The organism is Acidovorax sp. GW101-11A03 (genome assembly GCF_059424825.1).
In genome coordinates this window covers 40,030-63,179 of the sequence record NZ_JBWKZU010000003.1, presented here as the reverse complement: position 1 = coordinate 63,179, position 23,150 = coordinate 40,030, and the positions used below count along the sequence as shown (strand labels likewise).

The 23,150-nt window shown below is 68.3% G+C and carries 23 protein-coding genes; 17 read left to right on the top strand and 6 right to left on the bottom strand.

The genetic code is table 11. From position 1 onward, the window contains the following. A complete protein-coding gene (locus AC07Z7_RS02410; RefSeq protein ID WP_494765197.1) occupies positions 1 to 642 on the bottom strand; it encodes an NAD(P)-dependent oxidoreductase in 642 nt (213 codons plus the stop codon). Positions 643 to 752: 110 nt separating this feature from the next. Between AC07Z7_RS02410 and AC07Z7_RS02405 the strand changes: the two genes are divergently transcribed. The 7 genes from AC07Z7_RS02405 to AC07Z7_RS02375 all read left to right on the top strand — a co-directional run bounded on the left by AC07Z7_RS02405 (position 753) and on the right by AC07Z7_RS02375 (position 6,150). After that, on the top strand, positions 753 to 1,655 hold the full coding sequence (locus AC07Z7_RS02405; RefSeq protein WP_252660829.1) for a LysR family transcriptional regulator: 903 nt from the start codon (positions 753 to 755) through the stop codon (positions 1,653 to 1,655). A 150-nt stretch (positions 1,656 to 1,805) separates the two neighbouring features. Then, positions 1,806 to 2,210 carry a nuclear transport factor 2-like protein gene (locus AC07Z7_RS02400; RefSeq protein WP_094288224.1) on the top strand — a complete coding sequence of 135 codons (405 nt, stop codon included), beginning with the start codon at positions 1,806 to 1,808 and terminating at the stop codon, positions 2,208 to 2,210. Between the two features lie 28 nt (positions 2,211 to 2,238). After that, positions 2,239 to 3,117 (top strand): LysR family transcriptional regulator, encoded by an 879-nt coding sequence (locus AC07Z7_RS02395; protein WP_494765196.1) that lies wholly within the window; start codon positions 2,239 to 2,241, stop codon positions 3,115 to 3,117. A 44-nt stretch (positions 3,118 to 3,161) separates the two neighbouring features. Then, on the top strand, positions 3,162 to 3,464 hold the full coding sequence (locus AC07Z7_RS02390) for an antibiotic biosynthesis monooxygenase family protein (RefSeq protein ID WP_494765195.1): 303 nt from the start codon (positions 3,162 to 3,164) through the stop codon (positions 3,462 to 3,464). A gap of 131 nt (positions 3,465 to 3,595) precedes the next feature. Next, a complete protein-coding gene (locus tag AC07Z7_RS02385; protein ID WP_063462613.1) occupies positions 3,596 to 4,555 on the top strand; it encodes a chemotaxis protein in 960 nt (319 codons plus the stop codon). Between the two features lie 345 nt (positions 4,556 to 4,900). Then, complete coding sequence (locus AC07Z7_RS02380; protein WP_494765194.1) at positions 4,901 to 5,443, top strand: hypothetical protein; 543 nt, start codon at positions 4,901 to 4,903, stop codon at positions 5,441 to 5,443. 56 nt (positions 5,444 to 5,499) lie between these two features. Continuing rightward, a complete protein-coding gene (locus AC07Z7_RS02375; RefSeq protein WP_494765193.1) occupies positions 5,500 to 6,150 on the top strand; it encodes a DUF4124 domain-containing protein in 651 nt (216 codons plus the stop codon). Here the strand turns inward: AC07Z7_RS02375 and AC07Z7_RS02370 are convergent. Further along, entirely contained in the window at positions 6,138 to 7,121 is a 984-nt protein-coding gene (locus AC07Z7_RS02370; RefSeq protein WP_494765192.1) for an NAD-dependent epimerase/dehydratase family protein, read from the bottom strand. The two genes, AC07Z7_RS02375 and AC07Z7_RS02370, sit on opposite strands and share 13 nt — an antisense overlap. A gap of 49 nt (positions 7,122 to 7,170) precedes the next feature. On the opposite strand from AC07Z7_RS02370, the gene AC07Z7_RS02365 reads away from it, so the two are divergent. The 4 genes from AC07Z7_RS02365 to AC07Z7_RS02350 are packed head-to-tail and all read left to right on the top strand — an operon-like array spanning position 7,171 to position 12,153. Continuing rightward, entirely contained in the window at positions 7,171 to 8,235 is a 1,065-nt protein-coding gene (locus tag AC07Z7_RS02365) for a CDP-6-deoxy-delta-3,4-glucoseen reductase (protein ID WP_494765191.1), read from the top strand. Positions 8,236 to 8,237: 2 nt separating this feature from the next. Continuing rightward, a complete protein-coding gene (locus AC07Z7_RS02360; protein WP_494765190.1) occupies positions 8,238 to 10,457 on the top strand; it encodes an ATP-binding protein in 2,220 nt (739 codons plus the stop codon). Next, positions 10,454 to 11,140 (top strand): response regulator transcription factor, encoded by a 687-nt coding sequence (locus tag AC07Z7_RS02355; protein ID WP_494765189.1) that lies wholly within the window; start codon positions 10,454 to 10,456, stop codon positions 11,138 to 11,140. The genes AC07Z7_RS02360 and AC07Z7_RS02355 overlap by 4 nt, the downstream gene beginning before the upstream one ends. A 32-nt stretch (positions 11,141 to 11,172) precedes the next feature. Next, positions 11,173 to 12,153, top strand: a complete 981-nt coding sequence (locus tag AC07Z7_RS02350; protein ID WP_494765188.1) for a Bug family tripartite tricarboxylate transporter substrate binding protein — start codon at positions 11,173 to 11,175, stop codon at positions 12,151 to 12,153. A 260-nt stretch (positions 12,154 to 12,413) separates the two neighbouring features. On the opposite strand, the gene folK is transcribed toward AC07Z7_RS02350, so the two are convergent. Genes folK through hda form a run of 4 tightly spaced genes read right to left on the bottom strand, consistent with a single transcriptional unit; the run spans position 12,414 to position 16,020 of the window. After that, complete coding sequence (folK, locus tag AC07Z7_RS02345; protein ID WP_494765271.1) at positions 12,414 to 12,926, bottom strand: 2-amino-4-hydroxy-6-hydroxymethyldihydropteridine diphosphokinase; 513 nt, start codon at positions 12,924 to 12,926, stop codon at positions 12,414 to 12,416. Positions 12,927 to 12,937: 11 nt separating this feature from the next. After that, the gene (pcnB, locus tag AC07Z7_RS02340) at positions 12,938 to 14,539 is read right to left on the bottom strand and encodes a polynucleotide adenylyltransferase PcnB (RefSeq protein WP_094288204.1); all 1,602 of its coding nucleotides are present in this window, start codon (positions 14,537 to 14,539) and stop codon (positions 12,938 to 12,940) included. 36 nt (positions 14,540 to 14,575) lie between these two features. Beyond that, positions 14,576 to 15,286, bottom strand: coding sequence for a histidinol-phosphatase (locus AC07Z7_RS02335; RefSeq protein WP_494765187.1), 711 nt, complete (start codon positions 15,284 to 15,286; stop codon positions 14,576 to 14,578). A gap of 35 nt (positions 15,287 to 15,321) precedes the next feature. Continuing rightward, the gene (hda, locus tag AC07Z7_RS02330; protein ID WP_063461677.1) at positions 15,322 to 16,020 is read right to left on the bottom strand and encodes a DnaA regulatory inactivator Hda; all 699 of its coding nucleotides are present in this window, start codon (positions 16,018 to 16,020) and stop codon (positions 15,322 to 15,324) included. A 271-nt stretch (positions 16,021 to 16,291) separates the two neighbouring features. On the opposite strand from hda, the gene AC07Z7_RS02325 reads away from it, so the two are divergent. The 6 genes from AC07Z7_RS02325 to AC07Z7_RS02300 all read left to right on the top strand — a co-directional run bounded on the left by AC07Z7_RS02325 (position 16,292) and on the right by AC07Z7_RS02300 (position 23,114). Next, a complete protein-coding gene (locus AC07Z7_RS02325; RefSeq protein ID WP_494765186.1) occupies positions 16,292 to 17,509 on the top strand; it encodes an MFS transporter in 1,218 nt (405 codons plus the stop codon). An 80-nt stretch (positions 17,510 to 17,589) separates the two neighbouring features. Continuing rightward, on the top strand, positions 17,590 to 18,633 hold the full coding sequence (gene purM, locus AC07Z7_RS02320; protein WP_494765185.1) for a phosphoribosylformylglycinamidine cyclo-ligase: 1,044 nt from the start codon (positions 17,590 to 17,592) through the stop codon (positions 18,631 to 18,633). A gap of 209 nt (positions 18,634 to 18,842) precedes the next feature. Continuing rightward, positions 18,843 to 19,886: an AI-2E family transporter gene (locus AC07Z7_RS02315; RefSeq protein WP_252660873.1), complete on the top strand. Its 1,044-nt coding sequence runs from the start codon at positions 18,843 to 18,845 to the stop codon at positions 19,884 to 19,886. 189 nt (positions 19,887 to 20,075) lie between these two features. Then, positions 20,076 to 21,701, top strand: a complete 1,626-nt coding sequence (locus AC07Z7_RS02310) for a methyl-accepting chemotaxis protein (protein WP_494765184.1) — start codon at positions 20,076 to 20,078, stop codon at positions 21,699 to 21,701. A 178-nt stretch (positions 21,702 to 21,879) separates the two neighbouring features. Next, complete coding sequence (locus AC07Z7_RS02305) at positions 21,880 to 22,440, top strand: isochorismatase family protein (protein ID WP_494765183.1); 561 nt, start codon at positions 21,880 to 21,882, stop codon at positions 22,438 to 22,440. A gap of 59 nt (positions 22,441 to 22,499) precedes the next feature. Then, complete coding sequence (locus AC07Z7_RS02300) at positions 22,500 to 23,114, top strand: DJ-1/PfpI family protein (protein ID WP_494765270.1); 615 nt, start codon at positions 22,500 to 22,502, stop codon at positions 23,112 to 23,114. Positions 23,115 to 23,150: the final 36 nt, after the last annotated feature.

Genomic DNA, 23,150 nt, shown 5'->3' with positions numbered 1-23,150 from the left:
TCAGTTCGCCACCGTGAACCGCTTTTGCACGTGGCGCGGCGCTTCCAGCTCGTCCACGATGGCCACGGCCAGGTCGGCCACGCTGATGCTGCCGGGCTGTTCGCCGTTCATCAGCGGGGCTTCGTCGCCCAGGCGGTACTGGCCGGTGCGCTCGCCGGGCTGCAACAGGATGGGGGGCGAGAGGAAGGTCCAGTCCAGCGTGTTTTCGGTGCGGATCCAGTTCAGCGCCTCGCGGGCGGCCAGGGCGCCCTGCTTCCATTCAGCGGGGAACTGGGGCGTGTCCACCAGTTGCACGCCGGGTGCCACAAACAGGCTGCCCGCGCCGCCCACCATCAGAAAGCGGCGCACGCCGGCCTGCTTGGTGCCGTCGATGGTGGCGCGGGTGCCCTTGAGGAACTGGTCGTGGATATCGGGCACCGTCCAGCCGGGGTTGTAGGCGCTCACCACCGCGTCGTGGCCTGCGGCGGCCTTGGCGACCTGGGCAGCATCCTGCGCGTCGGCAGCCACCACCGTGAGGCCCTCGCGGGGGGTGAGCTTGCCGGGGTTGCGGGCCAGCACAGTCACGCGGTGGCCGCGTTGCAGCAGTTCATTCAGCACGGCCGAGCCGACAAAGCCGGTGGCACCGATCAGGGCGATGTTCATGGGGTTTCCTGGGGTCAAAGTTGCGATGGGGTGAGATTACGGGCTTGTCAAAGTGCGCGGTAGAGGGCTAAAAATGCCTTCTCCTTGAAGCTGTACTTCACAATTACCCCATGGAAGACCTCAAACGCATGGCCGTGTTTGCCGCCGTGGTGCAACACGGATCGATGAGCGGCGCCGCACGCGCGCTGGGCATGAGCACTTCGGCCGTGAGCCAGCAGGTGCGCAAGCTCGAAAGCGATGGCGGCGTGACGCTGCTGCACCGCTCCACCCGCAAGCTGGCGCTGACCGAGGCGGGCCAGCGCTATCACGCGCGCTGCGCCGCCATGTGGGCCGCCGCCGAGCAGGCGCGGGCCGAGCTGGCGGCCTCGCGCGACGAACCCAGCGGCGAGCTGCGCCTGTCGGCCACGGTGGGTTTTGCGCGCCACATTGCGCCCGCGCTGGGCGAATTGCTGGCAGCCCACCCGGCGCTGCGCCTGCGGCTGCTGGTGGACGATTCCCCCATCGACCTCATCAATGCGCGCATCGACCTGGCGGTGCGCTTTGGGCGGCTTTCGGACTCGACCTGGGCGGCGCGCAGGCTGTGTGGCATGCAGTGGTACCTGGCTGCGTCGCCGCAGTGGCTGGCGCAGCATGGCGTGCCGCGCGACCCCGATGCGCTGCTCACCCACAGCTGGCTGGGCTTTGCACGTGAAGGGGGCGGGCTGCTGCTGGACCTGCGCAGCCCGGCGGGCGAGCCGCGCGCGCTGCGGGTGGAGCCCCGCATTGCCAGCAACAACCAGCTGTCCATCCAGCAGATGTGCGAGGCCGGGCTGGGCCTGGCGCTGGTGGGCAGCATGGACGCGCACGAGGCACTGCAGGCCGGGCGGCTGGTGCGGCTGTTGCCCGAGTGGTCGTTTGGCACGCTGGACATCTGGGCCGTGACGCCGCAGCGCGATGCGCAGCCCGCCAAGGTGCGCCAGTCGATTGCGGCACTGCATGCCTATCTGCGGCAGGTGCCCGGGATCTCTGACTGAGTGCCAGTCTTGGCCGCCTTCCCATTGGTTTTTTATCGCCCAGACCCACAAATTCCATCGTTGTGTGGGCGCCGGGCTCTGCCTACAGTGGCGGCTCCCTGGCCAGGGTTTGTTTGATGAATTGACCCCACCACCCACCGGAGACCTGACATGACGACCAACCCGCCGCTCACCTTCCCCATCGACCGCGTGCTGACCGCCTTTGAACAGCAGGACGTGCCCACGCTGCTGGCCACCATTGCCGATGATGTGGACTTCCGCATCGACCACTACCGCGACGATGCCGACACCAGCTGGCAAATCGCCCGCAACAAGGCCGAGGCGATGGCCGTGGTGCAGCGCCTCGGGGTGGAGGTGTTCCCGCGCGGCACGAAGATCCTGCACACCCACAGCCAGCCGCTTGGCAACGACTGGGTGCTCACGCACTTTCACCAGCGCTTCTTTTATGCGGTACAACAGCGCGAAGTGGAATCCGTGACCTGGATCACCAGCCATTCGCGCGATGGCCAGGTGGACTACTTCCGGGAAACGGTCACCACCATCACCCCGGTCTGACCCCAGAACCAAGAAAGGCCCTGCCGCCATGCTGTTCGATTTGCGCGCCCTGGGCTACTTTGTGGCTGCCTATGAAGAGCGCTCGGTCACGGCTGCCTCGCGCCGCTGTTTTGTGGCGCAGCCGTCCATCAGCATGGCTATCAAGGGGCTGGAGGATGCGCTCGAAACCACACTGTTCGAGCGCAGCCGCCAGGGCCTGGCGCCCACGCCCGCCGCGCACCGGCTGTATCCGCGCGCCTGCAGCCTGCTGGCCCAGTCCAGCGCCATGGTGCGCGACTTTCGCGATGCACCGCGCGAAACGCTGGGCATCTTCCTGCAGGACGACCTGATGGTGCAGCCCGCCGCCCCCCTGTTCACACAGATTGCGCAGGAGTGGCCCCACACGATGGTGCGGCTCACCGCCAGCGCGCAAGAAGCCCGGCTGCGCATGGTGGCCGAGCACTGCAAGCCGCCTGGCGACACCTTTGTGCCGCTATGGCACGAGCCCTACGTGATGCTGGTGCCCGAGCAGCACCCGCTGCGCTTCAAGAAGCGCTTTGGCCTGGCAGACATTGAGAACCTGCCCCTCATCGAGTGGCCGTATTGTCCGCTGCACCAATCCTTCATCCGCCTGCTGGCCGAGCGAGGCATTGCGCTGCAGGTGCAGGCCAGCGCCGCGCGCGAGGAACTGCTGCTGCACATGGTGGACGCGGGCATGGGCCTGGCCGTGGTGCCGCAGTCGCATGCAGCCCAGGCGCGCCGCGCGCTCACCCGCCCGCTGGACGGGCCCCTGGCCTTTTCGCGCCACATCGGCCTGGCCTGCGACGCGTCGGACGCGCCCCTGCTCGGGCTGCTGCACCGCCTGGCGGACGGAATGAAGGCCGCCGCAGCCCAGCCCGAGCCCACGCAGCGCAGCAATGTGGTCTGATTCCCTGCCCCCTCCACCCCTGTTGCAACCCCTCTGGCCACCCCATGATTCTGGAAAGTGCCCACCTCACCGTCCGCCCCGGCCAGAACAGTGCGTTTGAACAGGCTTTTGCCCAGGCGCAGCGCATCATTGCCTCCATGCCCGGCTACATCTCCCATGAGCTGGGTCATTGCCTGGAGCGGCCGCAGGACTATGTATTGCTGGTGCGCTGGGCCACCCTGGCCGACCACGAGGTGGGGTTTCGAAAATCTCCCCAGTACCAAGAGTGGAAGCAGCTGCTGCACCATTTCTATGACCCCTTCCCCACGGTTGTGCACTTCGAGCCCGTGGCGCTGGCCGGTGTGTGACAGCGCCACCACGCCCGCATGCTGCGGCGCACTATTCGGGTATTGCCTGAAGATTTAGCGCACTGCACACGCCGTTTGGGTCCTAGAATTTGTAAAAGCGCGTATCTTCATTTCTGCGCGAAGGACCCATCATGAAAGCCATCCAGCAGGACATCGACGAGCGGACCAACCTCACCAGCACCAACAAGTTTGAGCTGCTGCTGTTCCGCCTGGGCACCGACACCGCCTTGAACAAGTCCGAGCTGTTCGGCATCAACGTCTTCAAGATCCGCGAGATCGTGGCCATGCCCAGCATCACCCCCATTGCGGGCACCACGCCCCATTCGCTCGGGGTGGTCAACCTGCGCGGCCAGGTGATCCCGGTGCTGGACCTGCCCTCCATCGTGGGCTGCAAGCCCCAGACGGGCCTGAACATCATGCTGGTGACCGAATACGCACGGACCACCCAGGCGTTTGCGGTCGAATCGGTGGAAGACATCGTGCGGCTGGACTGGAAACAGGTGCTGTCGGCCGAAACCAGCGGCGCCAAAGGCAAGCTGGTCACCAGCATCGCCCGGCTGGACGGCAACACCGACGAGTCCCGCCTGGCCCAGGTGCTGGACGTGGAAGCCATCCTGCAGATGGTGTCGCCGTCGGACGGCCATGAGGTGACCGAAGAGAAGGTGGGCGCCAAGCTCAAGCTCAAGCCCGGCACCATCGTCCTGGCGGCAGACGACTCCTTCGTGGCCCGCTCGCTGATCGAGCAGGAACTCAAGGTGCTCAACGCCCCCTACGAGATGGTCAAGTCGGGCAAGGAGGCCTGGGACCGGCTCAACGCCATCGCCAAAAGCGCCGAGGCCGAAGGCAAAACGGTGCTCGACCGTGTGGCCATGGTGCTGACCGACCTGGAAATGCCGGAGATGGACGGCTTCACCCTGACCCGCAACATCAAGCAGGACGCGCGCTTCCATGGCCTGCCGGTGGTCATTCACTCGTCGCTGTCGGGCTCGGCCAATGAAGACCATGTGCGCAGCGTGGGCGCCGACGGCTATGTGGCCAAGTTTGTGGCCGAAGACCTGGCCGACACGATCCGCCGCGTGCTGCCCAAGTAAGCCCGGCCGCCGCCCTGCTGCCCGCCACCACGCCCGCGCACGGCGTGAAGGGCAGTAGGCAGACGCATGTTTCGATGTTTTTTGGCCGTTTGCGCGCGTCCAGCATGCCTTTTAAGCTATCAATTTTGATACCCACACAAGGCAGCGAAGCGTTGGACCCGGTGCGGGCCGAGGTACCGCCCGGCAGGCGCCCCGGAGCGGTCAACCAAATGGCGGCGCCAAACGCTAAAGGGCTTGGCACAGCCCACGCCAGCCTTTGAAATTTGTAACATCCCACCGGGGTGTTTTTCAGGGGCTTTACGGACCCGGGTGGAACGCGCACCCCGGGGCCGGAGTCTGAATACCATGACCTACACACTCGCCCGCATCCTTTCTGCCTCGGCCCTGGGGTTTCTTGTGACCGGGTGCGCCACCGTGCCGGGCGATCCGTACTACGAGCCCCCGCGCTACCAGGTGTACGAACAGCCGGGGTACATCTACAGCGCCCCACCGCCGGTGTACCAGGCCCCGCCCGTGTACCGCGCGCCCGGGGTGATCTACTCGCCCCCGCCACCGCCCCCCGTCTACTACGGCGGGCGTGACCGGCATGACAACCGCTGGGACAGGGACCGCGACCGCAACGACTGGCGCGAACGGGAGCGTGACCGCGACCGTGCCGAACGGGACCGTGCGGCCCGCGAGCGGGACCAACGCGAACAGCAGGCCCGCGACGCTGACCGCCGCGCCCGCGAACGCGACCAGGCCCGCCGCGAGCAGGCCGAACGCGACCGCCGCGCCGCAGAAGACCGGCGCAACCGCAACCCCGGGCAGCTGGCCCCCGGTAGCTACACGCCCCATCCGCAGGACTGGCGCTCGCGCCAGTTCTCGAACAGCCAGGAACAGCCCTGAGCCGCGACGCCTGGCTCTTGCAGTCGAACGAACCCCACTTTTTGAGCGGTGCCCCCATGACCCGAGCCCAGCATCTCCTCGCATGCCTGTGTGTGGCCTGGATCGGCACCGCCGCCCAGGCCCAGGTGGTGCGCTGCACCGACCCCGCCACCGGCAAGGTGACCTACACCGATGGCAAATGTGCAGGCGGCGCCACGGCGCGTGAGGTGGAGGCGCGCAAGACGCCGGAGGAAATCCAGCGCGAACGTGAGCAGGCCGTCGAAGCGCTGGCGCTCAAGCAAAAACGCCAGGAGGCCGAGAACAAGGCCGCAGAAACCGAAGCCCTGCGAAATGCCCAGCGCGACAGCGCCCGGCCCGCCACCCCGGACTACGCGCGGTCGCCCGAATGTGCACGCTCACGCCGCAACCTCGATGTGGTGCTGAGCAGCAGCGGGGGCAGCTACGAGCAAAGCCAGCGCGTAGAGGCCGCCCAGCGGCAGATGGACCTGGACTGCCTGGGCCCTGCAGGCTACGCAGAGGTGGAAAAGGCCCGTGCATCGCGCCCCACCACGGTCAACACCACCCCGGCGCCGGTGGTGGTGGTCGTACCACCCCGCCACCCAGTGCGCCCCACCCCCCAGCCCGCTCCGGCCCCGGAGCCGAAAAAATTCACGCACTGCAACGTGTTTCGCTGCTACGACAGCCAGGGCAACGCCTACCCGCGCTGAGTGCCTGCCGATACATCCTCCACGCGCAAACCCCGCAGCCCCTGCGCCACGCTGGGGTAGCGCAGCCGCACCCCCAGCTCCTGCAACATGCGCCGGTTGTCCAGTCGGCGCGACTCGCCCATGAAGCTCAGCAGCATCAAGGACAACTGCTCCTGCGCCGTGCTGCGCGGCACCCTGGGCGGGCGCGGCAGGCCATACAGGTCGGCCGCCAGATCGAAGTAATCACCCATCTTCATGTGGGTCGCATCGCTCACGTTGTAGGCGCGTTGCGGCCGCCCCTTCCACAACGCGGCCACGCTGGCGCGCGCCAGATCGTCGGCGTGGATGTGGTTGGTGAACACATCGTCCTCGGGCACCAGCACCGGCGTTCCGCGCCGCAGACGGGCCTCGGGCGTGCCACCCTCGCGGTCGGCGGCATAAATGCCCGGAATGCGCAGCACGCTGGCGCGCACCCCGGCACGGCCCAGGTGGCGCACAGCACGTTCGGCATTCACCCGGCGCTGCGCACGGGGCGTGGCGGGGGCCAGGGGCCGCGTCTCGGGCACCAAAGCGCCCTGGCAATCGCCATACACCCCACTGGTGGACGCATACGCCAGCGACACCGGCAGGCTGCGCAGCCGCAGCACCCGGGCCAGTGCCACGGTGCGCGGGTCGGCCCACCAGGCAGCGCCGCCTGCGCCTTCACCGGGCGGCGGCGCCAGGTGCAGCACCCGCGTGGCCACGCCCGACAGGCGGCGCAGCGTGGCGGCATCGTCCAGGTTGCCGAGCAATGGCCGCGCGCCCAGACGGCGCAGCCCCGCCACGCGGGACGGGCTCGAGGTGAGCGCCAGCACCTGCAGGCGCCCCGCACCCGGGCCAGTGTTCAGGTCACGCACCACACGTTGACCCACGTCACCACAGCCCACGATGAGCAGGCGTTCACGGCGAAAGCGCGCTGGCAGAGCGCCTAGGGGGTTTTGGTTTGAAGGCAAAATCGGGGCCGTTTGCTTGGATAGAACACGTCCCGAGGATACCCACAACATGACCAGCGCCGAGGCTGCCACCACCGCAGCGTTCCAGATCACCGTGCAGCCCAGCGGCCGCGCTTTCAGTGCCACTACAGGCCAGACCATCCTGGGCGCCGCCATCCAGAACGGCGTGGGCCTGCCCTATGGCTGCAAGGACGGCGCCTGCGGCTCGTGCAAGTGCAAGAAGATCAGCGGCACGGTGCGCCACGGCGAGCACCAGCCCAAGGCGCTCAGCACCGACGAAGAAGCCGCAGGCTTGGTGCTGACCTGCTGCGCCGAGCCGTTGTCGGACGTGGTGCTCGAATCGCGCCAGGTCACCGACGAGAGCGCCTACCCCATCAAGAAGATGCCGGTGCGCGTGTCCACGCTGGAGAAAAAGTCGCCGGACGTGATGCAGGTGCGCCTGCAGCTGCCCGCCGCCGACACCTTCCGCTACCACGCGGGCCAGTACATCGAGTTCATCCTGCGCGATGGCGCCCGCCGCGCGTATTCGATGGCCAACGCCCCCCACACTCAGACCGAGGCGCCCGGGGTGGAACTGCACATCCGCCACATGCCTGGAGGCAAGTTCACCGACCATGTGTTCGGCGCGATGAAGGAAAAGGAAATCCTGCGTGTGGAAGGCCCGTTCGGCAGTTTCTTCCTGCGCGAGGACTCGGACAAGCCCATCGTGCTGCTGGCCTCGGGCACGGGCTTTGCGCCCATCAAGGCGCTGATCGAGCACCTGCAGTTCAAGGGCATCACCCGCCCCACCGCGCTGTATTGGGGTGGCCGCCGCCCCGAAGACCTTTACATGAATGACTGGGTGCTGGCCCGCGCGGCCGAGCTGCCCTGGCTGCGCTACATCCCCGTCATCTCCAACGCCCTGCCCGAAGACGGCTGGAGCGGCCGCACGGGCTTTGTGCACCAGGCCGTGCTGGATGATTTTGCTGACCTCTCCGGCCACCAGGTCTATGCCTGCGGCGCGCCCATCGTGGTCGATTCGGCCCGTGCGGCCTACAGCGCGCAGCGCGGCCTGCCACCCGAAGAGTTCTTCGCCGACTCCTTCACCTCCGAAGCCGATAAACACGGCGGCTGACCGTGGACCCGCGCGCGGCGCCCGCCGACTCTGCCGAGGCCGGTGCCCCGCGCCCTTCACACCGCTTGCCCCGGCTGCGCCGGGGCGCGGGGTTCATCGCAGCGCTGCTGTGTGTGGCCGCTCTGCTGGTGGTGGCGGCTGGCGAATGGGCGGCCCAAAACGAGCGGGATGCCCAGTGGGACAACCTGCGCCGCTCGGGCGAGGTGCAGGCCCTGGCGCTGCGGGGCGTGGCCACGCGCTACAACTACCTGCCCTTCACCACCGCCCAGCACCCGCTGGTGCGCCAGTTGCTGCACCACCCCGCATCCCAGGAGGTACGTGACGCCGCCAACGCCTACCTGCAGGCCGTGAACGAGCACGCGGGCTCCGACATGCTGTATGTGATGGACCCACAGGGCCTCACCCTTGCATCAAGCAACTGGGACACGCCCAACAGCTTTGTGCACCAGAACTACCGCAACCGCCCGTACTTTCACGATGCACTGGGCGGCGACACCGGGCGCTTTTACGGCGTGGGCAAGACCACGGGCGAGCCCGGCCTGTTTGTGTCGGCCCCCGTGCACGACAACGGCCGGGTGATTGGTGTGGTGGCCGTGAAAGTGCGCATGGAGCCCATCGCCAACCCCTGGGAGCAGCTGCGCGACCCGGTGTTCGTGACGGACGCACGCGGCATCGTGTTCCTCGGCTCCGAGCCCAGCTGGCTCTACCGCACAAGCCGCCCCGTACCCGCCGCCGACGTGCAGCAGCTGCAGCACAACGAACAATATGGCACCGGCTGGACGCCCCGCCCCGTGCCCTGGATGCTGCGCCAGCAAGGCAACCAGCCTGGCGCCGAACTGCACCTGGAGGGCAACGGCAAGCGGTACCTGGCGTTCGAGGAAGCGCTGCCCGATCTGGGCTGGACACTCACCGTGACGGCCGACAGCCGGGTGGTGACCGTGGCGCGCCAGCAGGCCTGGGCGCTGGCCACGCTGGCTTCGGGCCTGCTGGTGCTGGGCGCGCTGTATTGGCAGCTGCGCGAACGCCGCCTGGCCGAGAACCACCAGGCCCGCATCGGGCTGGAGCAGCGCGTGCAGGAGCGCACCCACGCGCTGCAGCAAGCCCAGGCCTTCCGCCAGTCGATGGAAGACTCGCTGCTGGTGGGCATGCGCGCGCGCGACCTGGAAGGCCGCATCGTCTACGTAAATGCCGCCATGTGCGACATGGTGGGCTACCGCGCCGACGAACTCATCGGCCAATTGCCGCCCTATCCCTACTGGCACCCCGACGAGCTGGACCGGCACTGGAACGACAGCGACACCGTGCTGGCCGGCAAGGCATCGCCCCAGGGCCGCGAAAACCGCCTGCGCCACCGCGATGGCTCGGACGTCTACACCATGTTCTACACCACCCGCCTCATCGACGGCCATGGCCAGCACATCGGCTGGATGAGTTCGGTGGTGAACATCACGGCCCAGAAACGCGCCGAAGAGCAGCAACAGCAGCGCGAGGCCCAGCTGCAGCGCGTGCAGCGTGTGATCACCGTGGGCGAGATGGCTTCGACCCTGGCGCACGAACTGAACCAGCCACTTGCCGCCCTGGTCAACTACGCGGCCGCCGCCAAATCCCTGGCTGCACAGGGCAAGCCCGAACTGCTGAACGAGACCCTGGCCGCGCTCTCGGCCCAGGCACTGCGCGCGGCCGATATCGTGGGCCGCATCCGCCACTGGGTGCGCCAGCACCCGGCGGCCCGCGAGCCCTGCGACCTGAACGCCGCCGTGGACCAGTCGCTCGCCCTGCTGCTGCGTGCCGAGGCCCGTCGGCACAGCGTGGCCGTGCGCCTGGACCTGGCCCGCGAGCCCGTGCGGGTGAGCGCCGACCGCGTGCTGCTGGAGCAGGTGGTGCTGAACCTGGGGCTGAACGCGTTGCAGGCGATGCAGTCCCAGGCAGCTCCCGCCCACGGCACCGAGCTGCTGCTGCGCACGGCGGCCGAGGACGGCCATGCCTCCCTGCAGGTGCTGGACCGGGGCCCCGGCCTCGCGCCCGAGATTGCCGAGCGCCTGTTCGAGCCGTTTTTCACCACCCGCGAAGGCGGCCTGGGCCTGGGCCTGAACATCTGCCGCTCCATCGTCGAGAGCATGGGCGGCGAGCTGCTGGCCCGCAACCGCGAAGGGGGTGGCGCGATCTTCGAGATAAGGCTTCCCCTGCACCAGACCTCCACATCCGCTGCGACCTTGCCATGAACGACCACCCCACGGCCCAGCCCTCCGCCCCGCTTCATCATCAGGTCTACATCGTGGACGACGACGCAGGCGTACGCCACTCGCTGGCGGCCCTGCTGCTGGCCCGTGGTCACCAGACCCAGGTGTTTGCGAGCGGGGCAGAGTTTCTGGCCCAGGCCGACCTCGCCCAGCCCGGCTGCGTGCTGCTGGACCTGCGTATGGACGGCATGAGCGGCCTGCAGGTGTTCGAGGCCATGCGCCAGCGCGGCACGGTGCTCAAGACCGTGTTCCTGTCCGCCCACGGCGAGCTGGCCTCGGCCGTGGCCGCCGTCAAGCAGGGCGCGGTGGACTGGCTGGAAAAGCCCTGCGACGAAGCCACCTTGCTGGCCGCCGTGCAGCGCGCGGCCCACCTGTCGCACGAGGTGGCTGCCGAGGCGCAGCGCCGCGCCTGGTTGCTGGAGCGCTGGAACGCGCTGAGCCCGCGCCAGCAGGAGGTGGCACGCCTGGTGGCCACGGGCATCAGCAGCAAGGAGGTCGCCCGCGCCCTGGCGCAGCGCGACCCCGACCGCCCCATCGACCCCCGCACCGTGGACACGCACCGCTCCGCCATCTTTTTAAAGCTGGACATCCGCTCGTCGCACGAGCTGGGCAAGCTGGTGGAAGAACTGGGGCTTGCCGAAGACCCTCCGTCCAGGTTTTCGTAAGCCTTCTTACGAATTTTTTGCACAATGCACCCATGAACCGCAGAAACATCCTCCTCGCCAGTGCCGTTGCCGCCGCAACGGTTTTTTCTCCCTCCATCGCCTCGGCGCAAGACACGGGCCAGCCCATCCGCCTGATCGTGCCGTATGCCCCCGGCGGCCCCATCGACGTGACGGCGCGTGCACTGGCTGAGCGCGTGCGCGATTCGCTGGGCACGGTGATCATCGACAACAAGGGCGGCGCGGGCGGCAACATCGGCGCCGACGCCATTGCCAAGGCTGCACCCGACGGCCTGACCATTGGCATCGCCGCCACCGCCACCCATGCGGTCAACCCCTGGCTGTATGCGCGCATGCCGTATGACGCAGGCAAGGACTTCGCGGGCATCACGCAGATGGTGCGCGTGCCCAACGTGCTGGTCATGAACGCCGCCAAGGCCGAGCAGCTCAAGATCAACTCGGTGGCCGACCTGATCGCCTACGCCAAGGCCAACCCCGCCAAGCTCAACTATGGCAGCGGCGGCAACGGCAGCGCGGGCCACCTGGCGGGCGAAATGTTCAAGCAGCGCGCGGGCATCTTCGCGCTGCACATCCCCTACCGGGGTGCCAACCCGGCCCAGCTCGCGCTGCTGGCGGGCGAGGTGGACTTCAACATCGACAACCTGGCCGCTGCCGCGCCCAACATCCGCGCGGGCAAGCTCAAGGCGCTGGCCGTGACCTCGCTGGATGCCTCGGCGTCGCTGCCCGGCGTGCCCCCGCTGTCGGCTACGTTCAAGGGCTTCTCCATCGACACCTGGTGGGGCCTGGTCGCCCCTGCGGCCACGCCCAAGCCCATCATCGACAAGCTGAACAAGGCGTTTGTCGCAGCGCTGAACGCACCCGAGACCAAGACCCGCTTCGGCGCCCTGCTGGCCGAACCCGTGGCCACCACGCCGCAGCAGTTCGACAGCTTCATGGCCAGCGAGCGTGCCAAGTACCAGCAGGTGGTGAAGGCGTCCGGCGCGAAGGTGGATTGACCCCCTGAGCTGCAACCCGCTCGGGGCCGCCGCCAGAGGCGGCAGCTCTTCGACGCCGTCCAAGCCTGCGCAGGCAGGCTGGGAGTTGCGGCCTCTCAGCCCCAGGGGGGACGCCACCCTTGGCCCGGCAGAGCAGGTTCCACGGTAGCGCTGGCGTGGGGCCGCACCCGCGTCATACGGTGCGGGGGAGTCAAGTGCACGGTTTTTTTAGGCCATTTTGGCCTCTTGCGCCCGCCCATCAAGCGCCAGCAGCTCCTAAATCAGGAGCAATCACCACCCACAGCACCCTCTGCCCAGTCCGCACCGGCCAGCCGGTAGATGCTCTGCGCGGCAACGGCCTGCAAGGCGGCAGCGCTCACCCGTTCGGGCACCAGGTCGGCCAGGGGGCGCAGCACAAAGGCGCGCTCGGCCATGCGGGGGTGGGGCACGGTGAGGGTGGGGGTGTCGATCACCCGGTCGCCAAACCACAGGATGTCCAGGTCCAGCGTGCGCGGCGCATTGCGGTAGGGGCGCTCGCGCCCGGCGGATTGTTCGATGGCCTGCAGCGCCTGCAGCAGGGCCTCTGGCGCGAGGGTGGTGGCCACTTCGGCCACGGCGTTCAGATAGTCTGGGCCGCCAGCATCCACCGGGGCGCTGCCGTACAGCGGCGACACCCGCTGCACGCGGGTGCCAGGGGATTGGCCCAGGGCGCCCAAGGCCTTGCGCAGGGCGGCTTCACGCTCGCCCAGGTTGGCGCCCAGGCCCACATAGACCAGGGAGGGCGGTACGCCCATATCCTGCCAACTCACTCGCCTGCTGTGGCAGGCGCTGCGCCTTCGCCACCACCGCCCGCCCCGCCACCGGGCTTGCGGCGACGGCGGCGGCGCTTTTTGGGGGCGCTGCCTTCGGTGGCGAACTCCATGCCCTCTTCCGGGTAATCCGCGCCCTCCGCCGGAGCCGCAGCGCGCGGGGCTGCCGCCGGTGCATTGCGCGGCACGCGCTTGACCACTGGCTGCTGCGCTTTCTGGCGCGCCTTCTGCTCTTCGCGCGCCTGGTCCATCAGGTCGTCACGGCGCTCGTCGTCGGCCGCCTGGAAGTCCTGCCACCACTCGGCCAGCGCTTCCTCGACCTCGCCCACATCGGCGCGCAGGCGCATGAAGTCGAACCCGGCACGGAAGCGCGGTTGCATGACCATGCCGAACGGCGTGTTGCCCACGCGCTTTTCAAAGCGCGGCTGCATGACCCAGATCTCGCGCATGTCGGCGGCCAGCTTGCCCCGGCCCGATACGTCGCCAATGCGCTTGTCGAACACTTCGTCGATGGCCTCCTGCAGCGCGGGCAGCGGGTGCTGGCGCTGGTTCAGGCGCTCTTGCCAGCCATTGCGCACGTCTTCCCACAGCACGCAGGCCAGCAGGAAGCTGGGGGCCACGGGCTTGCCTTCGTTCACGCGGCGGTCGGTGTCCACCAGGGCGGCTTTCACAAACGGGGTGTCGGCACGCTCCACGGCCACGTCGAGCAGCGGGTAGATGCCCTTGGCCATGCCCAGCTTCTTGAGCTGCTCGATGGTGGCAATCGCGTGGCCGGTCTGCAGCAGCTTGAGCATTTCGTCAAACATGCGGCTCTGGGGCACCTCGGCCAGCAGGGCCTGCGACTGCACCAGGGGTGCGGCCGACTTGGCGTCGATGGTGAAGCCCAGCGGGCTGAGCTTGGCCGCAAAACGCACGGCGCGGATGATGCGCACCGGGTCTTCGCGGTAGCGCGTGGCGGGGTCGCCAATCATGCGCAGCGTCTTCTTCTTCGCGTCCTGGATGCCCTTGTGGTAGTCCACCACGATCTGGCTGACCGGGTCGTAGTACATGGCGTTCACGGTGAAGTCGCGGCGCGTGGCGTCTTCGTCCTGCGGGCCCCAGACGTTGTCGCGCAGCACGCGGCCGCTGGCGTCCACGGCGTGCTGCATGCCCGCCAGTTGTGCCTTGGAGGTCTTTTCGTTGCCGCTGACCTGGCCTGCGGCGCTGTTGTCAAGGTAGGCGCGGAAGGTGGAGACCTCGATCACCTCATGTTCGCGGCCCCGGCCGTGCACCACGTGCACGATGCGAAAGCGCTTGCCGATGATGAAGGCGCGGCGGAACAGGCCCTTGACCTGCTCGGGCGTGGCGTTGGTGGCCACGTCAAAGTCCTTGGGGCGCAGGCCCAGCAGCAGGTCGCGCACCGCGCCACCCACGATGTAAGCCTCAAAACCTGCCTGCTTGAGGGTGGCCACCACCTCGGCGGCGCGGCGGTCCACCAGCTCGGGGTTGATGCCGTGCACCGAGGCGGGCACCTCTTCGCGCTTGCCGAAATGGGGCTTGCCGCCCGAGGTGCCGGGCGTCGATTTGCCCAGCAGTTTGTCGATGAACTTCTTGATCATGGGTAGAGAAATATCAGGGGGCTGCGAGCGCAGGGGTCAAGCGGCCGTCTGGCTGGCAGGCTCGGCAAACAGGTCCAGTATGCGCCAGCCGCGCTGCTGGGCCAGGGCGCGCAGGCGCGGGTCGGGGTTGGTGGCCACCGGGCGGTTCACCTTTTCGAGCAGGGGCACGTCGTTCATGGAGTCGCTGTAGAACGTGCTGTCCACATCGGCCCAGGTGAGCTGGCGCGCGGCCAGCCATTGCTCCATGCGCGTGACCTTGCCCTCGCGCATGGTGGGCACGCCTTCGATCTCGCCGGTGTACCAGCCACTCGCGTCACGCACCAGCTGCACGGCCAGCAGCTGCGGCACGCCCAGCGCCCGGGCGATGGGGCCGGTCACGAACTCGTTGGTGGCAGTGACGATCAGCACCTCGTCGCCCGCCGCCTGGTGCTGGCGGATGAGGTCGAGTGCCTGGGGCTGTATGGCGGGGGTGATGACCTCGCGCATGAACTGCTGGTGCGCAGCCGCTGCCGCCTCGGGCCCGCGCAGGCGCACGGCCTCGGTGGCAAAACGCACGTAGTCGTGCACGTTGAGCGTGCCGGCCTGGTAGTGGGCGTAGAACTCGTCGTTGCGGCGCGCGAATTCCACGGGGTCGTTCCAGCCGATGCGGATGGTGAACTCGCCCCACTCGTAGTCGGAGTCGAGTGGCAGCAGCGTGTGGTCCAGGTCGAACAGCGCAAGCCGCAGGCGGCGTGGTTCAGAGGTCATTGAGATTTACAAAGAGACAAAAGAAAAACACCGCTTCACTCCGACTCCAGCATGGTTTTCAGCAGCGGGATCGTGATGGCGCGCTGGGTGCGCAAGGCAAACGCATCGAGCTGGTCCAGCAGCTGCATCAGGCTGCCCAGGTCGCGCGAGAAGCGGTTGAGCATGTAGTCCATCACCTCGTCGCCCAGGAACACGCCGCGCGCGTCAGCCTCCTGGCGCAGCACCGAGCGGCGCTCGGCCTCGCCCAGCAGCTGCAGCTGGAACACATGGCCCCAGCCCAGGCGGCTGCGCAGGTCGTCGCGCAGCGGCAGGTCGGCGGGGGGCAGGTCGCCCGCAGCCAGCACCCAGCGCTGGCTGCCGCTGGCGGGGCTGATGGCGTTGACGAACCAGTTGAAGGCCGTGGCCTGCTGGGCGGTGTCGTACAGATGCACATCGTCCATGACGATGGCAGCCCAGTCTTCGTTGAAATCCGGCGGTTCGGCCACAGAGGGGTCCAGCCAGCCCACACTGGCACCCTGCTCGCGCAGGGCCTGGCGCACGGCCTTGAGCAAGTGGGTTTTGCCGCTGCCGGGCTCGCCCCACAGGTAGGTGGGCACGGGCGAGCGGGTGGCCTGGCTGCTGCCGTCGCCAGCGGCCAAACGCAGGTGCTGCAACGCTGCCTCGTTGGGGCCTGCAAAAAAACGGGCAAGGGTAGGCCCCGTGGCCAGGCCGATGTCCAGCGCCAGTTGCTTCATCATCATGCACGGCCCCCCGGCGGCAAGGGCAGGCCCGTGGCGGTCGGTGCGGGAGCGGCAGGCGAGGAGAGTTTCAGCAGCAGCATCACAGGAGAATGGGAAGAAGGCGCCCGGCCATGGGTGGCTGCGGCGGGGTGCAGCGGCAAAGTGGCTCACGGCGCGGGGCGCGACCGGCTCCCTGGGCAGGGGGCTGGGCGACAATGGACCCGATTTTAGTCTGGCGCAGCCCCCCTGCCGCCGCTGCCGCACCCCGCTGTCAAGAACCCGCACCATGGCACCACCCGCCTCGCCCTCCAAACGCCTGCCCGCTGGCATCTGGGCCCTGGGGTTTGTCAGCCTGCTCATGGACATTTCCTCCGAGATGATCCATAGCCTGCTCCCTGTCTTCATGGTCACGGCCCTGGGCGTGAGCATGCTCACGGTGGGCCTGATCGAAGGCGCGGCCGAGGGCACGGCCATGGTTCTCAAGGTGTTTTCGGGGGCGCTGAGCGACTGGTGGGGCAAGCGCAAGCCGCTGGCCGTTCTGGGCTATGGGCTGGGCGCCCTGTCCAAGCCGCTGTTTGCCCTGGCGTCCACGGCGGGCTGGGTGATCACGGCCCGGTTGCTCGACCGGGTGGGCAAGGGCATCCGGGCGGCGCCACGCGATGCGCTGGTGGCCGACCTGGCACCGCCCGACCAGCGGGGGGCTGCCTTCGGCCTGCGGCAATCGCTGGACACCGTGGGCGCCTTCCTGGGCCCCCTGCTGGCCATGGGGCTGATGTTGCTGTGGGCCAACGATTTCCGCGCGGTGTTCTGGGTGGCCGTGATCCCGGCCGCACTGTGCATCGTGGTGCTGGTGTGCGGCGTGAAAGAGCCCGAGCGCCCCAGCGGCCAGCCGCGCACCAACCCCATCCGCAGCGAAAACCTGCGCCGCCTGGGGAAAAACTACTGGTGGGTGGTGACCCTGGGCGCAGTCTTCACGCTGGCGCGGTTCAGCGAGGCGTTTCTGGTGCTGCGCCTGCAGCAAGGGGGGCTGCCACTGGCCCTCACGCCACTGGCCCTGGTGCTCATGAGCCTGGTGTTCTCCCTGGGCGCCTACCCCCTGGGCAAGCTCTCCGACCGGATGAGCCACACCACCCTGCTGGCCTGGGGCCTGGTGGTACTGATCGCGGCCGACGCGCTGCTGGCCTGGCGCGGCCACGGCATTGCGGCCTGGCTGGGCATTGCGCTGTGGGGCCTGCACATGGCCATGACCCAGGGGCTGCTGGCCACCATGGTGGCGGTCAGCGCGCCCGCCGACCTGCGCGGCACGGCCTTTGGCATGTTCAACCTGGCCAGCGGCGTGGCGCTGCTGGTCGCCAGCGCCCTGGCTGGCCTGCTGTGGGACCAGTGGGGCGCCAGCGCCACTTTCCTGGCTGGAGGCGTGTTCAGCACCTTGGCGCTGGTGGGTGTGCTGTGGCACGCGCGCACCGAAGCCACACCGCCAAAGCCCCCGCTCACACAGGGCTGAGCGGGGCGGTCGGCCCAGCCCCCTTAAAATCCCCGGATTCCAGCCCGCTCGGCGGGCCTACCAGCACCAAAGCACCTCCCATGAGTTCCTCTGCCTCCTCCACCCCCATCTCCTACAAAGACGCCGGCGTTGACATCGACGCGGGCGACGCGCTGGTCGAGCGCATCAAGCCGCTGGCCAAGAAGACCATGCGCGAAGGCGTGCTGGCAGGCATCGGCGGCTTTGGCGCGCTGTTCGAGGTGCCCAAGCGCTACAAGGAGCCGGTGCTGGTCTCGGGCACCGACGGCGTGGGCACCAAGCTCAAGCTGGCGTTCGAATGGAATATGCACGACACCGTGGGCATCGACCTGGTGGCCATGAGCGTCAACGACGTGCTGGTGCAGGGCGCCGAGCCCCTGTTCTTCCTCGACTACTTTGCCTGCGGCAAGCTCGACGTGGACACCGCCGCTGCCGTGGTTGGCGGCATCGCCAAGGGCTGCGAACTCTCTGGTTGTGCACTCATCGGCGGCGAAACCGCTGAAATGCCCGGCATGTACCCTGCCGGTGAATACGACCTGGCCGGTTTTGCCGTGGGTGCAGTCGAAAAGTCCAAGATCCTGACCGGCCGGGATGTGAAGCCTGGCGACGTGGTACTGGGCCTGGCCTCGGCCGGTGTGCATTCCAACGGTTTCAGCCTGGTGCGCAAGTGCATCGACCGTGCAGGCGACAGCGCCCCCGCCACACTGGACGGCAAGCCCTTCAAGCAGGCCATCATGGAACCCACCCGCCTGTACGTGAAGAACGTGCTGGCTGCGCTGGCCCAGCACCCCATCAAGGCGCTGGCCCACATCACCGGCGGGGGCCTGCTCGAAAACATCCCCCGCGTGCTGCCCGAAGGCACTGCCGCACACCTTAAAAAGGGCAGCTGGCCCCAGACCGAGCTGTTCGCCTGGCTGCAGAAGACCGCCGGCATCGACGACATCGAGATGAACCGCACCTTCAACAACGGCATCGGCATGGTGGTGGTGGTGGATGCGGCCCACGCTGAGGCCACGGCTGCCACGCTGCGTGCGGCGGGTGAGCAGGTCTACACCATTGGTGCGATTGCCGCACGCGGCGATGGCGCCGCCGTGGTGGTCGCCTGAAGGCCCTCGCCCCCATCCCGCCACAGCCAGCCGCGCGCTGGCTTGTGCGCGCCGCTTGCGCTTTGGATTGTGTTCGCCCCACCAGACCGTTCCTGAGGTGACTGCGCATGGCATCGCGTCCCACCCTCCCTGCCTTGCCGCCTGCGGCAACTCCCACACCGCCCGTTCCCGTGGACGGTGTACCCCCTGCTACGGACTTTGACGCGGCCATGCCCGCACGCCCCGCCACCCGCGGCGTCGTGATCGCCAGTTACCTGCTGATGGCCGGTGTGCTGCTGCTGGTGATGTGGCGCGGCCTGCTGCCCGGCCTGCTGTGCGTGTGCCTGGGCTTTCTGCTCACCCGGGCGCTCACACGGTGGTTTGGCGCCCTGGCCGCGCGCGCATTGCGCCAGCCATCGGCAACACCCCGCACCCTGCACCTGGCCCAAATCGCCGCCGCCGCGCTGGTGATGCTGCTGCCCCTGGTGCTGCTGGGCGTGGGGCTGACGCATTCGCGCGGCTACTTGGTGGCCGCGCCGCACCAGTACCAGGAACTGCTCAACTACATGGCCCGCACGGTGCTGGAGTTGCGGCTGAAACTGCCGCCCGATATGGCCAGCCACCTGCCCGATGGAGCCGTCGAGTTGCAGCGCGTGATTGCCAACTACCTGGGCGCCAAGGCGGGCGCGCTGGCCATGGCCGGGCGCGCCTGGCTGGCCGGGGTGCTGTTTGCCTATGTGGGGCTGCTGATCGGCTCCCTGGCCGCCGTGCGCCCCCTGGGCAGCGCCCTGGGCCCGCTGGCCGACCAGTTGCGGCTGCGCATCACCCTGTTCGGCGAGGCTTTCCGCCAGATCGTGGCAGCACAGTTCTGGATCGCGGCGTTCAACACCCTGCTCACGGCCCTGTTCCTGCTGTTTGTGCTGCCGCTGTGGGGCATGGAGCTGCCCTACACCCCCGTGCTCATCACCTTCACCTTTGTCGCCGGGCTGGTGCCCATCGTGGGCAACCTGGTGTGCAACGTGGTGCTCACCATCGTGGGGCTGTCGGTGTCGCCGCTGGCGGCTGCGGCCTGCCTGGGCTTTCTGATCCTGATCCACAAGGCCGAATACGTGATCAACGCCAAGGTGGTGGGCCGCCGCACGCAGATGGGTGTGTGGGAGTTGCTCTCCGTGATGTTCGTGGCCGAGGCCGTGTTCGGCCCTGCCGGGCTGGTGGCCGCGCCGCTGTTCTACGCTTACCTCAAGAAGGAACTGGTGGCGACACGGCTGGTGTAGCACCCCGCCACGCTCCGCAGGTCTGCACGGGCCGACCATCCCCTGCTGCCGCAGCCCCCCGGTTGCCGCCCATGCGGGTAATTGCCCTGCCACCGACGAAAACGCAGCAGTACCCTGCCAGCAGGATGACCATGCCGCAGAGGAACCGCCGCTGCAGCACGCGCCCTCCATTCCGTATCAGGAGGCTCCATGACCACCGCACGCAAGCTGGCCCTGTTGGTGCTGAGCGCTGTTCTCGGCATCATCGTGTTGACCACTTGGTTCCTGGTGTCCGAACGCCAGCTGATCCTGGAAGAGCGCCAGACCGGCGTACGCCAGGTGGTGGAGTCGGCGCATGGCATTGCCGCCCATTTCCATGACCTCAGCACCAAGGGCGGCATGCCCGAGGACGAGGCGCGCAAGCGCGCGGCGGCGGCCATCCAGGCTGTGCGCTACAGCGGCAACGAATATGTGTGGATCAACGACATGCATCCGCGCATGGTGATGCACCCCATCCGCCCCGAACTCAATGGGCAGGACCTCACCGCCAACAAGGACCCGAACGGCAAGCAGCTGTTTGTGGAGTTTGTGCGCACCGTGCAGGCCAGCGGCGCGGGGTATGTGCCCTACCTCTGGCCCAAGGCGGGCAGCGACACGCCGGTCGAAAAAACCTCGTACGTGAAGGGTTTCGCCCCCTGGGGCTGGGTCATCGGCTCGGGGGTGTACATCGACACCGTGGACACCGCCATCTGGCGGCGCGCCACCCGCTTTGGCCTGCTGGCGCTGCTGCTGGGCGCGGCCCTGCTGGTCATCGGCACCCTGATCGCACGCAACCTGATCCGGCAGCTGGGTGGCGAGCCCGACTACGCGCGCAGCATTGCCCGCAGCATCTCCGAAGGCAACCTGTCGGTGGCCGTGGCCACACGCGCGGGCGACCACTCCAGCCTGATGCGGGACATGCAGGCCATGCAGGACAACCTGCACCGCATCGTGCAGAAGGTGCGCAACGGCACCGAACACATCGCCAGCGCTTCGCAGCAGATTGCAGCGGGCAACCACGACCTGTCGGCACGCACCGAATCCCAGGCGAGCGCGCTGGAGCAGACCGCTGCCTCGATGGAGGAGATGACCTCCAACGTGAAGCAGAACGCCGACAACGCCCGCCAGGCCAGTGCCCTGGCGCAGTCGGCCTCCGAGGTGGCGCGCAAGGGCGGCGCGGTGGTCGAGCAGGTGGTGCAGACCATGGGCTCCATCGATGCGTCCTCGCGCAAGGTGTCCGACATCACCGGGGTGATCGAAGGCATTGCGTTCCAAACCAACATCCTCGCGCTGAACGCGGCTGTGGAGGCCGCGCGCGCAGGCGAACAGGGCCGGGGCTTTGCCGTGGTGGCCAGCGAGGTGCGCAGCCTGGCCCAGCGCTCATCCGCCGCCGCCAAGGAGATCAAGGCGCTGATCGGCAACTCCGCCGAGCAGGTGAAGGCGGGCGCAGAACTGGCCCAACAGGCGGGCAGCACCATGCAGGAGGTGGTGACCAGCGTGCAGCGCGTGTCGGCCGTGATCGAGGAGATCAGCCAGGCCAGCCGCGAGCAGACCGACGGCATCGAGCAGATCAACGAAGCCGTTGCCCAGATGGACCAGGGCACCCAGCAAAACGCTGCCCTGGTGGAGCAGGCCACCGCCGCAGCCGCCGCGCTGCAGCAGCAGGCGCACGAGCTGAACCAGGTGGTGGCCGCCTTCCGGCTGCACGAGGGGGGACAAGAGGGTGGGCACGGGGCCGGGCACGACAGCGCCCCGGCGGCCCTGCCGATGGCAAAGGCGCCGCGCCAGCTGCGCTGACGGGACTGCGAAACGAAAGGACCGCGGAAGGACGGGGCGCCTCGGTGAACTGCGGTCAGAAAAGGACCAGCCAGAGTATGGCCTAAATTGATCGAAGTCTGTCCCACAAGCATCGGACAACAAGGGCCTTCGGCGCGAGGATAGGGGCTTCCAAACACCCCTCTCCAGAGATTTCCGCATGAAAACCTGTCTGATTGTGATTGATGTCCAGGAATCCTTCCGCCACCGCCCGTTCTTCACGGAGCAGGACCTGCCCGCCTACCTGCAGGCCCAGAACGCCCTGATCGCGGGCAGTGTCGCCCAGGGCATCCCGGTGGTGCGGGTGTTCCACAGCGAGGGCCCTGAGGTGGCCGAGAACCCGTTCTCGCAGGCATCCGGCCAGGTGCGCGCCCTGGAGGGCCTGGCCAGTTTCGACGCGGCCGCCACCTTCACCAAGTCGCGCCACAGCGCGCTGGTGGGCACGGGCCTGGACGTGTGGCTCACACGCCATGGCATCCAGCGCCTCATCATCAGCGGCATCCGCACCGAACAGTGCTGCGAGACCACCACGCGCCACGCGTCCGACCTGGGCTGGGCCGTGGACTACGTGACCGATGCCACCCTGACCTGGGACATGGTGCAGCCGGATGGCCAGGTGCTGGCGGCGGCCGACATCAAGACCCGCACCGCCACCGTGCTGCAGGGCCGCTTTGCCACGCTGTGCACCGTGCAGCAGGCGCTGGACCGGGCGGCCGCATGAGCGCCGCGCCGGGCCACCCCAAGCCAGCTCGCACCGCAGGCGAAGCCGGAGGTACGCCAGTGAGCAAGCAGCCCTTGCAGGTCGCCATCCTGGTGTTCGACGACGTGGAGGCCCTGGACCTGGGCGGGCCCTACGAGGTCTTCACCACCGCCAGCCGCATGCACCAGCGCCAGCACCCCGGCGCCCCCGCGCCGTTTGCCGTGCAGTGCGTGGCCCGCAGCCTGTCCCCGGTGCGCGCCCGGGCGGGCCTGCGCGTGCTGCCCGATGCAGACTTTGCGAGCGCCACCGCGCCCGATGTGCTCATCGTGCCCGGCGGCGTGGTCGATGCCGCTGCCGCCTGCCCCGCCACCCGCGCCTGGGTGGCCCAGGCAGCGGGCCGCGCGCAGATCACGGCATCGGTCTGCACGGGCGCTTTCATCCTGGCAGCCGCCGGGGTCCTGACCGAAGGCCCTGCCACCACACACTGGGAGGACATTGCCGACCTGCGCGCGCAGTTCCCGGCGCTGGAGGTACAGGAGAATGTGCGCTGGGTGGACCGGGGTGCACTGGTCACGTCGGCCGGCATCAGCGCGGGCATCGACATGAGCCTGCACCTGGTCACCCGGCTGGCAGGCGCAGCACTCTCGCAGCGCACCGCCCGCCAGATGGACACCCCGTGGAACACGGCGCCATGAAACGCCTTTGAACAGGCTCTGAGACCGCCCCGTTTG

Excerpts from the sequence above, each read along its gene's own strand:
- AC07Z7_RS02385 (WP_063462613.1), top strand. The coding sequence starts at position 3,596 with ATGAAAGCCATCCAGCAGGACATCGACGAGCGGACCAACCTCACCAGC.
- folK (WP_494765271.1), bottom strand. The coding sequence starts at position 12,926 with ATGGGCGTACCGCCCTCCCTGGTCTATGTGGGCCTGGGCGCCAACCTG.
- AC07Z7_RS02380 (WP_494765194.1), top strand. The coding sequence starts at position 4,901 with ATGACCTACACACTCGCCCGCATCCTTTCTGCCTCGGCCCTGGGGTTT.
- AC07Z7_RS02355 (WP_494765189.1), top strand. The coding sequence starts at position 10,454 with ATGAACGACCACCCCACGGCCCAGCCCTCCGCCCCGCTTCATCATCAG.
- hda (WP_063461677.1), bottom strand. The coding sequence starts at position 16,020 with ATGAAGCAACTGGCGCTGGACATCGGCCTGGCCACGGGGCCTACCCTT.
- AC07Z7_RS02365 (WP_494765191.1), top strand. The coding sequence starts at position 7,171 with ATGACCAGCGCCGAGGCTGCCACCACCGCAGCGTTCCAGATCACCGTG.
- AC07Z7_RS02395 (WP_494765196.1), top strand. The coding sequence starts at position 2,239 with ATGCTGTTCGATTTGCGCGCCCTGGGCTACTTTGTGGCTGCCTATGAA.
- AC07Z7_RS02410 (WP_494765197.1), bottom strand. The coding sequence starts at position 642 with ATGAACATCGCCCTGATCGGTGCCACCGGCTTTGTCGGCTCGGCCGTG.
- pcnB (WP_094288204.1), bottom strand. The coding sequence starts at position 14,539 with ATGATCAAGAAGTTCATCGACAAACTGCTGGGCAAATCGACGCCCGGC.
- AC07Z7_RS02375 (WP_494765193.1), top strand. The coding sequence starts at position 5,500 with ATGACCCGAGCCCAGCATCTCCTCGCATGCCTGTGTGTGGCCTGGATC.
- AC07Z7_RS02315 (WP_252660873.1), top strand. The coding sequence starts at position 18,843 with ATGCCCGCACGCCCCGCCACCCGCGGCGTCGTGATCGCCAGTTACCTG.
- AC07Z7_RS02405 (WP_252660829.1), top strand. The coding sequence starts at position 753 with ATGGAAGACCTCAAACGCATGGCCGTGTTTGCCGCCGTGGTGCAACAC.
- AC07Z7_RS02335 (WP_494765187.1), bottom strand. The coding sequence starts at position 15,286 with ATGACCTCTGAACCACGCCGCCTGCGGCTTGCGCTGTTCGACCTGGAC.
- AC07Z7_RS02400 (WP_094288224.1), top strand. The coding sequence starts at position 1,806 with ATGACGACCAACCCGCCGCTCACCTTCCCCATCGACCGCGTGCTGACC.
- AC07Z7_RS02390 (WP_494765195.1), top strand. The coding sequence starts at position 3,162 with ATGATTCTGGAAAGTGCCCACCTCACCGTCCGCCCCGGCCAGAACAGT.
- AC07Z7_RS02310 (WP_494765184.1), top strand. The coding sequence starts at position 20,076 with ATGACCACCGCACGCAAGCTGGCCCTGTTGGTGCTGAGCGCTGTTCTC.
- AC07Z7_RS02350 (WP_494765188.1), top strand. The coding sequence starts at position 11,173 with ATGAACCGCAGAAACATCCTCCTCGCCAGTGCCGTTGCCGCCGCAACG.
- AC07Z7_RS02325 (WP_494765186.1), top strand. The coding sequence starts at position 16,292 with ATGGCACCACCCGCCTCGCCCTCCAAACGCCTGCCCGCTGGCATCTGG.
- purM (WP_494765185.1), top strand. The coding sequence starts at position 17,590 with ATGAGTTCCTCTGCCTCCTCCACCCCCATCTCCTACAAAGACGCCGGC.
- AC07Z7_RS02305 (WP_494765183.1), top strand. The coding sequence starts at position 21,880 with ATGAAAACCTGTCTGATTGTGATTGATGTCCAGGAATCCTTCCGCCAC.